Genomic DNA, 12,586 nt, shown 5'->3' on the forward strand with positions numbered 1-12,586 from the left:
CTGTGCTACCCCTTTCGGAAACAGCGATGCAAATATATTGCTAATTTTTTTTTATCCAAAAATAAATCTCAAAATTTAGAATCTATTTTTTGCCCGAATTCGGAAGCTACTTTAAGCCAGATAGTTTTTTAATTTCATTCAGTTTGTTCAATGCTTCAATTGGCGTCAGATTATTAATGTCGAGGGTACGAATCTCGTCCCGAATCGACTTCAGCACCGGATCGTCCATCTGAAAAAAGCTTAATTGAAAGCCTTCACGCTTCTCGGCCATGCCGTCCAACGGCTTTGCCAGGCCGTCTTTTCGGTTGTCTCCTTCCAGTTGAACCAGAATTTCGTCGGCTCTTTTAACAACCGACGGCGGCATACCGGCCATGCGTGCCACGTGAATACCGAAACTGTGATTACTGCCTCCGCGAACCAATTTGCGCAGGAAAATGACTTTATTACCGACTTCCTTCACACTCACGTTGAAATTCTTTACGCGGGAGAAGGATTTCTCCATTTCATTCAACTCGTGGTAGTGGGTCGCAAACAAAGTTTTCGCTTTGGCCTGTCCATGCTCATGAATGTACTCCACAATGGACCAGGCAATCGAGATCCCGTCGTAGGTTGAAGTTCCGCGTCCCAGTTCGTCCAACAGAATCAGACTTCGGTCGGAAAGGTTATTCAAAATACTGGCCGCTTCGTTCATCTCCACCATAAAGGTTGACTCGCCCAACGAAATGTTATCCGAAGCCCCGACACGGGTGAAGATTTTATCTACGTAACCGATACTGGCCGACTTGGCCGGAACGTACGAACCCATTTGCGCCATGAGCACAATCAGGGCTGTTTGGCGCAACAAGGCCGATTTACCCGCCATGTTTGGTCCGGTAATGATGATCACCTGCTGATCGTCGGTATCCAGAAAGACGTCGTTGCTGATGTATTCTTCGCCAATTGGCAGCTGCTGCTCAATTACGGGGTGTCGCCCTTCTTTTATTTCGATGACTTTCGTATCGTTCAGCTCGGGCTTGTTGTAGTTATTGGCCAATGCACAGCTGGCAAACGACAGCAAACAGTCCAGACGGGCAATCACCACGGCGTTCAACTGCACTGCCTGAATATATTCGGACAAAGCCAACACCAAATCGTTGAACAGTTTTCCTTCCAAAGCCAGAATCTTTTCCTCGGCTCCCAGAATTTTGCTCTCGTATTCTTTCAGTTCCTCGGTAATATAACGCTCGGCGCTGACCAGGGTTTGTTTCCGAATCCAATCAGCCGGAACCTTATCTTTGTGTGTATTTCGAACTTCAATGTAATAACCAAAAACGTTGTTGAAGGCAATCTTCAGCGACGGAATACCCGTTCGGGCCGATTCGCGCTCCTGCATCTGGGTCAGGTAATCCTTTCCCGAATACTGAATACTACGCAGCTCATCCAATTCTTCCGATACACCTTTTTTGATCACATTCCCTTTGTGCAGCAACATCGGGGGATCATTCACGATTTCCTTCTCGATCCGGTCGCGAATACTGGTACAGGGGTTCAGTTGTTCGGCAAAACGTTTTAATACCGGATGATCAACTCCTTCAGCATATCTTTTGATCGGCTCGATGGCATTCAGCGCATTTTTCAGTTGATTGACTTCACGAGGATTGATACGACCGACAGCCACCTTCGAGATGATGCGTTCCAAATCGCCAATGTGGCGAAGGTGCATTTCAAGATCTTCCTTTTCTCCCTCATTACCGGTAAAATACTCAACCACCGACAGCCGCTCGTTGATGGCATTGATCTCTTTCAACGGCAAGGCAATCCAACGTTTGAGCATCCGGGCTCCCATCGGCGAGATGGTCTTATCCAGTACCTGCACCAGTGTTTTCGCACCTTCGTTGATGATGCCAAAGAGCTCCAGGTTGCGAATGGTAAAACGGTCGAGCCAAACATATTTGTCTTCCTCGATGCGCGAGAGTGCAGTAATGTGCTGCACCTGCGTGTGTTGAGTCAAATCAAGATAATGCAGAATGACGCCCGAAGCAATCACACCGTAATTCAATTCCTGAACACCGTATCCTTTTAATGATTTGGTTTCGAAATGACGAAGCAAACGATCGGTTGCCGCATCTTCGGTATAAGCCCAATCGTCCATGGTGTAGGTATAAAACTTGCCACCAAAGTGCTCCGAAAACTCATTCCCTTTCCCTTTTTGGTACAAAACCTCTTTGGGTTTAAAGGAATTCAGCAGTTTATCGATGTACTCGAACCCCCCTTCTGCAGTCAGGAATTCACCGGTTGAAATATCCAGAAAAGCGACACCGGCCATTTTCTTATCGAAATGAACCGAGGCCAAAAAGTTGTTTTCCCGATGCTCAAGAATGTTGTCGTTGATGGAAACCCCGGGTGTCACCAATTCGGTAATCCCGCGTTTAACTATCTTTTTAGTCAGCTTCGGATCTTCCAGCTGCTCGCAAATCGCCACTCGCTGACCAGCACGAACCAATTTAGGTAAATAAGTATCCAATGCATGATGCGGGAAACCAGCCAACTCGACATAGCTGGCAGATCCGTTTGCCCGGCGGGTCAGGGTAATCCCCAGAATTTCGGCCGCTTTAATGGCATCCTCTCCAAAAGTTTCGTAAAAGTCGCCAACCCGAAACAGCAAAACAGCATCCGGATGCTTGTCCTTGATGGCATAATACTGCTTCATCAAGGGTGTTTCCACATATTTTTTTTCTTTCGACAAACTCTATCGTTTTTGATTGCTTAGCCAACAAAGATAAAAGAAGTGTTTCCAAGATAAAAAGAGGCGGGTATCCGGAAGCCGGAAACTTTTCAACAAGTTACCACAAAAGGGAAACGACAAATGCCAAATTCCAAAATTTCAAAAGGAGCATTGAATAGAAAACCAACTCACTTCTGAGAACTTCGCATCTAACTACGCATGATCACAAACCGGCTGTGCAGCAGCGAGCGAATCAACAGCATCGCTATCAACATGTAGAATCCGGGAGCAAATTCCTGAGGAAGAAACAAACTTAGAGGCAGGAACAGCAATAACCAACAAGAAAGCACCACCCAGTACCAACGCAACACGGGACGCCATTTTTTAACCATCCACAATAGCAGGAAGGGCAAGTTAATCGCGATTGCCCACAACTGGTTGTAATTGGCTGCCATCGCGGGGTGCTCTGAATACAGGAAGAACCAAAGCAATACAAATCCGGCCAGACCATTTATAAATAAGAGAATGTAGTCAATCCAATAATTGATTTTTCCCGACTTCAACTGACGATAAGTCAACCAGAATATCGCAATCAGAATCAGCAGCAAAATAATTTCGGGGGAATGAATCGTCAGCCAGGACGCAGAAAGAGAAGGAGCCTCGTAAATAGCATTGGTCTTTTTCACCAAAGGACGCTCATTTCCATTTTTTGAGATTTTTGCGCCTGCGAAATGCTGAAACAAATAGTCGGGTAAAAACATTTCCTCGTACGCCGAAGCAACTTTATCCGAGGGACTTCCCAATACCAGGTTAATTCCGAAATTGGTCCAAGGCAATATTTTCTGATATTCATCCGCGTGTTGGCGGAACGTCATGCCTACATTTTCTGTAGGAAACTCAACTTTACCGTCTACCTGATTTTCGACCAGGTCGCGCACGCGGGTCGCACAGTTGTCGTAGAAAAAATTGTAGCGATATTCCCGATTCTCCGGCTTGGCATTATTAATTAGGAAATTCAACATTTGCTGTTTCTCCGAAAGCGTTAGATTCAAGACCTGCTCCTGAATGCTGCGCCCGTTTCGGATATAATCGTCATAAAAGTCCTTGTAATATTCAGGAGCCAGCATGTAATTGGCATTCCCCTTGGCAAAACGATACACAAAATTAGGCTCACGAAAACTGAACACACCGTAGTTGAACACCACATCCCAATTTCGGGCCGGGTCGTGCACCCGAACCGCTGTGTGCCCGTAAATGGCATGAATCAGATCGCTGGGGCCACAGGACATGACACTAATTTCAGCTTGCGGACTTAAAATTATGGATTGACTGCGGACTGCCGATTGGACTCCGAAGAAAAGCAGGATTGCCAGGAGGATTTGCTTCACAATGTTTTTATTTCAAAAGAAATAAAAAGCAACTATAACACGAAACGGAACGATACAAAAATTCAAAACATTTAAGCTCGTTTACATCTAAAGCATAAAAAAGAAAGCTACCCGGGAAAAGGTAGCTTTCAAATCTATATGAACAAAAAACTCAATTAGCGCCACGCGCCAACAATCGCTCCCATAACCATATACGACACCAAATCATACCCTGCATGAATCAGGAAAAGGGAAAATTTTTGTTGCTCAAACAGGATCGTGTTCAGGCGGGCAGTCGAGATCCAAAAGAGGGCAATCATGAACCCGGAGAAAACACCAATTCCAAAATTACCGGTAGACCCCAAAAACATCGCCAGGGAAAAGGCCGCAAAGAGGGAAGCGATAAAAGAACTGCCGAAAATAACGGGCATGGGATATACCCCTTCTTTCAACGAGTCCTCCGTAAAATCGTTTAAAATCATCCATTTTTTTCCGAAAAGAAGAGAAGAATACCACAGGCTTCCAACGACAAATGTGCTGAGTGCAGCTACAATGACAGCCCAATAGTTCACATGGGTAACCACTTCAACCAAATTCATCATTCCTTTTTCACGAGTTTAAGTCCAATGTCTCTTCAAGTTACAACTATTTTTCATTTTTTCCTTATTTAGACTTGATTAATATAGACTAAGTTTTATTTTTAGATATTTTTGTCTGAATTTCAATTTAAAGAATAAACCTATGGGATGTAATGGATGTGCCATGAAAACGAGTAGTGACCGTCCGCAAATGCTGACAACTCACGATTGGTTGAAAGATTTGCCGGATACTAGTCACCTGAGCAAGATCGTGGAGGTCCGGTTCAAAGGCACGCATAAAGATTTTTACAAAAACGAAGATATGCTTTCGCTCAAAGTGGGCGATTTAGTCGTGGTTGCTAGTAACCCCGGGCACGACGTGGGGACTGTGACACTGACCGGAACATTGGCAAAGAAACAGTTCGAGCGTAAAATTAAACGCCCCGAGCGTTATACCTGGAACAAGATTTACCGCAAAGCCAGTGATGTTGACAAGCAAAAGTGGGAAGCTGCCAAAGCGCGGGAATACGCCGTTATGGTTCGCTCTCGCCAAATAGCTGCCGAGCTGGGCTTGAATATGAAAATCGGCGATGTGGAATTCCGCGGAGACGGTTCCAAAGCCATCTTCTACTACATTGCTGACGATCGCGTTGACTTCCGCGAATTGATTCGCCGCTATGCACGCGAGTTTCAAATCAAAGTTGAAATGAAACAAATTGGTGCCCGTCAGGAAGCCGGCTTGGTTGGCGGAATCGGATCGTGTGGACGGGAACTTTGCTGCTCCAGCTGGCGAACTGATTTCTCGAGCGTTACTTCGGATGCTGCCATGAAACAAGGGCTTTCGCCCAATGCCGAAAAAATGGCCGGGCAATGTGGAAAACTGAAATGTTGTTTGATGTATGAGTTGGACAGCTACCTGGAGGCTCAGGAAGATTTTCCTTACGAGTTGCTGAACCTCGAAACAGAAAAAGGACTGGCTAGACACTTCAAGACAGAGATTTTGAATAAAAAGATCTGGTATGTTGTTGAAGGCGCCTACTCGAACAAGCCGATCGTCATGGATTTGAAGGATGTCAAAACAATTATCCAGCTCAATAAGCGAGGCAAAAGACCATCACTGGATCGTTACCTCGGCGAGGAAGAAAAAACGGTCAATGAGATGAACGTTGGAACTGTTGACATGGAACTGATGGAAAAGCAAAAAACGACGCACCAAAAGCGCAGGAAGCCAAACCAGAAGCGGAGAAACAACAATAACAACAACGCGAACAACAACAATCGCCCTCCACGCAACAAAAGAGCAAACGCTCAGTAATATTTATAATTGAAGAAGTTTCCGGATTGAAGAACGTCGTTTCAGAAAATCCGGAAACTTTTTTCTTTTTCGGGAAATACAGCACCAGCCGGCACAAAAGCCAATAAAAAGCCTCCGCCACCCGATCCGAGCAATTTCACCAAAATCCCTCTCGATTTTAACTCTCGGATGAATTCCAAACAGGAATCCGGAATCATTTCGCAAAGATGTTCAGATTGAATGTCATGAAGTTCCTTCAAGTGCGAGAAAAAGAAATCAGCATCGTTTTGCATAAAGGCCAACGTAGCTCCATCATTGGCGGGGACGTAGCTTTGATGGAAAATATCCTTGAACTCGTCCACTTCCATCTTTTCAATGAAAAGCTTCACCAGCGGCGAAGTCGGACTTGTAATTTCGGTATCAATCAAATAAACGCTCCAGGGTTGTTTGTGCAGTTCCAGTTCCGGCAAACTAATCTTGCCGTCTTCAACCAAAACCGGCCGATTCAGGAAAGCCACCAAAGGATCGAGACCGGAGCTCCGCCCATGAAAATAGGATTCGAGTGTAATAAAATCTTCACGCAGTTTTGGAATCAGGTCGGGATTAAATTCCGGACTGAAACCTGCAGTTGCACTAAAACTGCTGTACTGGTCGTACAAAGCAGCGCAAAGTGCACCCGAACTACCAACCCCGTATTGCAAAGGCACATCCGACTCGAAATACAGACCTTTTTTCAAATCGGCATTCAGCCGCTCCAAATCCAACGGGAAGTTCATCTTTGAGGCGATTTCTTCGGTGGCAAACCAACTGGCAAAACGCTCCAGCTCTGCTGCGCTATTTTTCTGGTAATCCGAAGGTGAATTGGCATCAATCCAAGCAAAATAACCCGCAAATTTTGGGAACGGAATGGCCAAAGCTTTCGCTCCAAACATCAACCCGTATTCACCAAACATCAATAATTTCGCAGGATATTTCTTCATTTCTTACGCTTTTACCGGACCTTCTCCCACCCGATCATCCAGCCATTCACCGTTTTCGGTGTGGTAGAGCAACTCTGTTCTAATAAACGCATGCACCGCTTCCTGGTCTTCTTTCCAGTACAACAAGTGAATATTCGGACCGGCATCAATCGTGAAACCAACGGGCAAACCGGTTTGCTGGCGAAACTCGCGAATCTTCTCAATAATCTCCAAACTACCTGGTTTCAGCAATAAAAACGAAGGAGTCGAACTCATCATCAGCGCGTGCAGGCTCAAGGCCTCCTGCTCAACCAAATCGATAAAGGCCATCCGGTTTCCATCGGTTTTCATCAAACCAATTAATTGCTCAATCGTTTGATTTGCCTGCGCCAACCGAGCTGCCTGGTACGGGTGATTGTTCATCAAATCGTGACCAGCCGAACTAGACACTTTCTTTTTTTGAGAATCGACAAGCAAAACAGCGTCGCAAAGTGAGAAATAACTTTCGTGAATTTGATTGGAAACCGGCACTGCGTAACAATCGGTAGAACCTTTCATCGCGGCAGATTTTCCCCACCAGGCGAAACCACCGTACACCGAACGCGAAGCACTCCCGCTGCCTAAACGAGCAAGGCGCGAGGCAGTCTGAAAAAACTGGTCATCTTCGGAACTCGTTCCAGTTAATTGGCTATTCAGATCAGCCAGGCAAAGTGCCAAAGCTCCAAAAGCTGACGCCGAAGAGGCAATTCCGGTTGAGTGCGGGAAAGTATTGGAACTCTCCATCTCGAACGAGTAGTCGTTAATCCACGGAAGATCAATTGCAAGTTTATCGAGGTACTTCCTAATCCGTGTGTCGAAAGATGATTCTTTGCCTTCAAATAAAAACAGAAGTCGTTCGGCACTTTTAGGCACGATAGCTACCGATGTGCGCGTCCTTGCCTGCTTCAAACTGAAGCTCAGCGACGGGTTCATCGGCAGTTGTTCCGGCTTTTTCCCCCAATATTTCACCAAGGCAATATTCGACGGGCAAAGCCAGCTTGATTTATAAATTGTCATGTAATTTTATCGTTCGTTCAAAACCAGTTCTCGCCACGGGAACACAACGCGTAACCCTTTTTGCTTGAAATAATTCAACACATCCCGGTCGTCCATAGGTGTTGCAATCAGGTAGAAATCGCCGCCCCAAGCACCCAAGGATTTCACTTCGCCGTTAAAATCGGAGAAATATTGGGACTTCACGGTCGGTATTCCCAGCAACGACGACACCATCTGTTCGTGTTCCGCAATCAATCGCTGGAACTCTTCCAAAGTTTTTGCCGTCGCAAATGATTCCGAAAGTTCATTCATCCGCTCAACCTGTTCCTGCGTCACCGCTCCGTCATTCAGAAAGCGTTTCACTTCATTCCGGGTGCTCTTCTTGGCGCCCGAATAAATGAAGTACAACTGATCCATGAACGGATAATTCAACTCGAGTGGTTGTGGCTGCTGGCTCCGGGTGTAGAAAATCGGCCCTTTCGCCGTTGCGCAGGCAATATCGAATCCACTGCCATGGAAGACTGTCTCATTCAATTTAAAAGGATCAACCTTGGCCCATTTCGCCAGGTTGGCAATCAGCGTGCTGCTGCTTCCAAGTCCCCATTGGTTGTTGAAGTCGATGTAGGTGTGCACATCAAGCGAGCTTTCAGGTCGAAAGGCTGGGTTCATTTGCTGAATTGTGCGAAAAGTATCACGCAAAATCGCAGCTTTGTCCGCATCGGAACTGTTCACAATCTCGAAATCGGGAAGCTTCAACTCGCAGGAAAACCAAAGTCCTTCCTGCATAAACGCCTTCCAGCTCAATATTCCATCTTCCCTGCCGGCGCTCACCTCCATGCGCTGGCCGTACTGCAAAGGCAAGGCAATTGATTTTGCGCCACGCAATACAAAGTACTCAGCAGTCAACAGCAGTTTGCCGTGTGCCTGATAGGTTTCTTTCAATGTTTTAACGTCCGGTATCATTTTTCAGGTATTGCTCTACGTCGGAAAAACTGACGTCCCGTTTCTCAAAATAAAGTTTGGCGGCCGCTTTTTGTTCATCAGTAGCCCCCAAAGTATTCAAAATATTGCTCAGGTGCATTTTCATATGCCCCTGCTGGATGCCCGTTGTCACCAGAGCGCGCACGGCCGACCAATTTGACGCCAACCCCGCAATGGCCAGGTATTGCATCAATTCTTCTGCTGACGGGTGCTCCAGAATCTGCATCGCCAGCTTCGCCATCGGGTGCAAGGCAGTAACTCCGCCCACGACACCAACAGCCAGCGAAAGCTCCATCGAAAAGGTGAAAATCCCATCTTCAATTTTCGCCTCACTCAGCCCTGCATATTCTCCTTTCCGTGCAGCAAACGCGTGTCCACCAGCTTCAATCGCCCGAAAATCATTTCCGGTAGCCAATGCCAGTGCATCTACTCCGTTAAAGATTCCCTTATTGTGGGTCACTGCACGCGAAACATCGTTACGCGAAATGTGAACCGCCTGCACAAACTTTTCTGCAAAATTACGAGCTGCGTCCGCATCATTCGTCTCCGAAAGCTCCTCAACAGGACATTCTACCCAAACACGCACCCGGCTATCGGGAACGTAATTGGACAAAATGGCCATAATGATTTCGGCTCGCTGTTCTGCTTCCGACCAATCATTTTGAGCTGAAAGCCAGCCCTTCAAACTTTTACCAAATTGTTCCAGGCAAGAGTTGATGAAATTCGCTCCCATCGCATCGCGGGTTTCAAAAGCTACATCCAGCTGGTAGTAATCCGGTAAAATTTCGGGTAAATATTTCAGTTCGATTGTGCTGATTCCACCACCACGCTTCTCCATTTTTTGCGTAATCGGGGCAGCGTCTGCACGCAATCGTTTTTCAATTTCGTTGAAATGCGCTTTTATTTTCTCCGGATCGCCTTTCCAAGAAAAGTGCAATTGCCCTTTCTTCTCTGTCCCCAAAATCTCGGCATGAAAGCCGCCGCGTTTTGCCCAAAAGCCGGCAGCTTTTCCCAAAGCCGCAACCACCGAGCTTTCTTCGGTTACAAAAGGCAATACACGGTATTGCCCATTCACTAAAAAGTTGGGAGCAACCGAAAAAGGAAAATGAAAATTGGAAAGATGATTCTCGCTCAAATCAGCAATCACTGCTTGTGCCTCCGGACTTTTCGATTCAAAATCAGCCAGAAAAGAGGCCGTATCAGTAGCCAGTCCCAATTGCTGAATCAGCCATTCGGTCTTCTGGTTTTTACTGAGTTTTGAGAATCCGGATATCGGTTTATTGTCCTTCATATGCACTGTTTACACGCAAATAAGCTTCAGCCATTCGATAGGCACTCAGCAAATTTTCGATATAAATCTTTAAATCCTTGTAATCGCCGGTGGCATGTTTCAGCACCGCCGAGGCCATGCCAAAAACAGCAGGTAATTTACTCTTCGACACCAGGTAATAACCGTCGAGGTAGTTTTTCACACCACCAGAGATTATCAGCGAACGGCAAGCGACTTCACTTTCGTCAACCAGGCTATTCACATCCTTCAGCATTTGCTCGGCAGTTTGGCCTACAAAAGCAAAAGGTTGATGCAGGGTTTGCAAAGCTTCGTCCTCACGCATCATTTCGAGCTTCGAAAAGTTGGTGCCACCGTAAGCCGCAAATTCAATCGCTTCAATCGGCAGTTTGAGCAACTCGCGCAGGCTCTCGCGGCCCATGCCCTGCCCGACTTCTTTCACAATCAACGGAACCTGAATCCGGCTCATCAACTGCTGAATCGTTTCCAGCGGAGGCTGTGTCAGATGATCGCCCTCGGGTTGAAACCATTCCTGCAACGGGTTCACGTGCACAATCAGTCCATCTGCGTTCAGGTTGCCAATCAAATCGACAATCGCCTGCTCTTCCTTTTTAGCCAGCAACTGTTCGACCTGAGCAACGCCCAAATTCGCCCAAAACGGCTGATCGGGACCGATCAAATCGCGCACATCAAAATCTTCCCAATAGGTTTTATCAAAAAGAATTTTGCGACACGAGCCCAGGCCCATCCCCAAACCAAACTCACGACATGCCTGAGCCAAATTTCGGTTGATATTTTTGGCGACACCCGTGCCTCCCGTCATGCTCGACACCCACAATGGGGCGCGCATTTGCTTTCCTAAAAATGAAAACGGGTGGGAATCTTTCTCCGGATGTGCTGCCAGTAAAGGCTCGTATATAAAACGTCGATCCTGTTCCGGAAAACCAGTCTGCGAATCGAAGGCCATCTGAATGTGCTCGAGTTTTCGGTCTTTTTCCATTAGTCGCTATAAAAGGTAACAGGCAAATGTAAACAATGCATTTGCCTATTCCTTCTTATTCGTTTCAAATTATCGTCTGGATCCGTCATCCCGAACTTGCTTCGGGATCGCCTGCTTGATGATCAGATCCCGAACCTAGTTCGGAATGACTTTCGTTGCAAGCGTGACAATCCTATTCGTCTTTCAATACTTCGCGCGAAATTACCATGCGCAACACCTCCGATGTTCCTTCGCCAATCGACAGCAAACGCTGATCGCGGAAGAAACGTTCAATCGGGAACTCGTCGTTGCGGAAGAATCCGGCACCACCGAAAATCTGCATCGCTTCGCTGGCTACATCGCTGGCCACCTGTGCACAATACAATTTCGCCATGGCCGCCTGTTTTCCAAATGGCTGATTGTTATCTTTCAACCAACAAGCGTTGTAAAGTAAATTTCGGGCTGCTTCAATCTTGGTTGCCATGTCGGCCAACTTAAAAGCTATTGACTGAAAACCGGAAATTGCCTGTCCGAACTGCTTTCGTTTTTTCGCAAATGCAACTGCCATTTCGTAAGCACCCTGCGCCAACCCAAGTCCCATTGCCGCAATTGACAAGCGACCGGAATCAATGGTCTTCAGCATGATTTTAATTCCATGGCCTCGTTCACCCAACTGATCATCAGCCGGAATCTGCAAGTCGTTAAAATAAACCATGCCATTATCGGCAGCGCGCCACAGAAACTTTTGCTTCATAAACTCGCGGGTGTAACCCGGAGAATCTTTTGAAACCAGGAACGTGGTAAATTCTTTACGCCCATCAGGACGCAAACCGGTTTGAGCCACAAAACTAATTCCGGCAACCATATCCGATGCCGCATTCGTAATGTACTTTTTATGCCCGTTCACCAACCAGCCGTTTTCGTTTTGCACAGCCTGCGTTTCAACGCCCTGCGCATCCGAACCGGCATTTTCTTCCGTTAACCCAAAGCCCCACAGGTTTTCTGCTGTGCACAAGGGTGGTAAATATTTTTTCTTTTGAGCTTCGGTACCGAACATCATAATCGGTCCAATCCCCAGAGAGTTGTGCGCAGCCACCGTTGCAGCCACCGAACTGTCAACGCGTGCCAGCTCTTCAACCGCAATAATGTACGACAAGTAATCGCTTCCTTGTCCGCCGTATTCAACCGGTGCATGCATCCCGAAAATATTCAGACTGCGCATCGATTTGATCAACTCCATCGGAAAGATCTCCATAGCCTCAAATTCGCCGATAACCGGCTTAATCTTCTCTTCGGCAAAAGCCCGAACTTTGGCTCTCACCTCGTGGTGTACTTTCTTGAGTAAAGCGTTCATAAATGGTTTTTCTTTTGAGGTCACTGACCTATTCTCACTTTAGTTGT

General features: G+C 46.6%; 10 protein-coding genes. 1 reads left to right on the plus strand and 9 read right to left on the minus strand.

Annotation, left to right across the window (positions count from 1 at the left end):
- Nucleotides 1-106: 106 nt before the first annotated feature.
- The 3 genes from mutS to BC643_RS09730 form a co-directional block, all read right to left on the minus strand.
- Nucleotides 107-2,725: a DNA mismatch repair protein MutS gene (gene mutS / locus BC643_RS09720; RefSeq protein WP_211338027.1), complete on the minus strand. Its 2,619-nt coding sequence runs from the start codon at nt 2,723-2,725 to the stop codon at nt 107-109.
- Between the two features lie 188 nt (nt 2,726-2,913).
- The gene (locus tag BC643_RS09725; protein ID WP_147377190.1) at nt 2,914-4,092 is read right to left on the minus strand and encodes a lipoprotein N-acyltransferase Lnb domain-containing protein; all 1,179 of its coding nucleotides are present in this window, start codon (nt 4,090-4,092) and stop codon (nt 2,914-2,916) included.
- Between the two features lie 155 nt (nt 4,093-4,247).
- A complete protein-coding gene (locus BC643_RS09730) occupies nt 4,248-4,673 on the minus strand; it encodes a DUF1761 domain-containing protein (protein ID WP_120272899.1) in 426 nt (141 codons plus the stop codon).
- A gap of 160 nt (nt 4,674-4,833) precedes the next feature.
- Here BC643_RS09730 and BC643_RS09735 point away from each other — a divergent pair, with 160 nt between their 5' ends.
- Nucleotides 4,834-5,964 carry a PSP1 domain-containing protein gene (locus tag BC643_RS09735; protein WP_170154512.1) on the plus strand — a complete coding sequence of 377 codons (1,131 nt, stop codon included), beginning with the start codon at nt 4,834-4,836 and terminating at the stop codon, nt 5,962-5,964.
- A 41-nt stretch (nt 5,965-6,005) separates the two neighbouring features.
- Here the strand turns inward: BC643_RS09735 and BC643_RS09740 are convergent, their stop codons facing one another.
- The 6 genes from BC643_RS09740 to BC643_RS09765 form a co-directional block, all read right to left on the minus strand.
- On the minus strand, nt 6,006-6,923 hold the full coding sequence (locus BC643_RS09740; RefSeq protein ID WP_120272901.1) for a mevalonate kinase family protein: 918 nt from the start codon (nt 6,921-6,923) through the stop codon (nt 6,006-6,008).
- Between the two features lie 3 nt (nt 6,924-6,926).
- On the minus strand, nt 6,927-7,958 hold the full coding sequence (gene mvaD, locus BC643_RS09745; RefSeq protein WP_120272902.1) for a diphosphomevalonate decarboxylase: 1,032 nt from the start codon (nt 7,956-7,958) through the stop codon (nt 6,927-6,929).
- 6 nt (nt 7,959-7,964) lie between these two features.
- Entirely contained in the window at nt 7,965-8,900 is a 936-nt protein-coding gene (locus BC643_RS09750) for a GYDIA family GHMP kinase (protein ID WP_120272903.1), read from the minus strand.
- The gene (locus tag BC643_RS09755) at nt 8,884-10,209 is read right to left on the minus strand and encodes a hydroxymethylglutaryl-CoA reductase (protein ID WP_120272904.1); all 1,326 of its coding nucleotides are present in this window, start codon (nt 10,207-10,209) and stop codon (nt 8,884-8,886) included. Before BC643_RS09755 ends, BC643_RS09750 begins: the two co-directional genes overlap by 17 nt.
- On the minus strand, nt 10,196-11,206 hold the full coding sequence (locus BC643_RS09760) for a beta/alpha barrel domain-containing protein (protein ID WP_120272905.1): 1,011 nt from the start codon (nt 11,204-11,206) through the stop codon (nt 10,196-10,198). Before BC643_RS09760 ends, BC643_RS09755 begins: the two co-directional genes overlap by 14 nt.
- Before the next feature lie 172 nt (nt 11,207-11,378).
- A complete protein-coding gene (locus tag BC643_RS09765; protein WP_120274228.1) occupies nt 11,379-12,539 on the minus strand; it encodes an acyl-CoA dehydrogenase family protein in 1,161 nt (386 codons plus the stop codon).
- Between the last annotated feature and the right edge of the window lie 47 nt (nt 12,540-12,586).

Source organism: Mangrovibacterium diazotrophicum (assembly GCF_003610535.1).
Lineage (GTDB): Bacteria > Bacteroidota > Bacteroidia > Bacteroidales > Prolixibacteraceae > Mangrovibacterium > Mangrovibacterium diazotrophicum.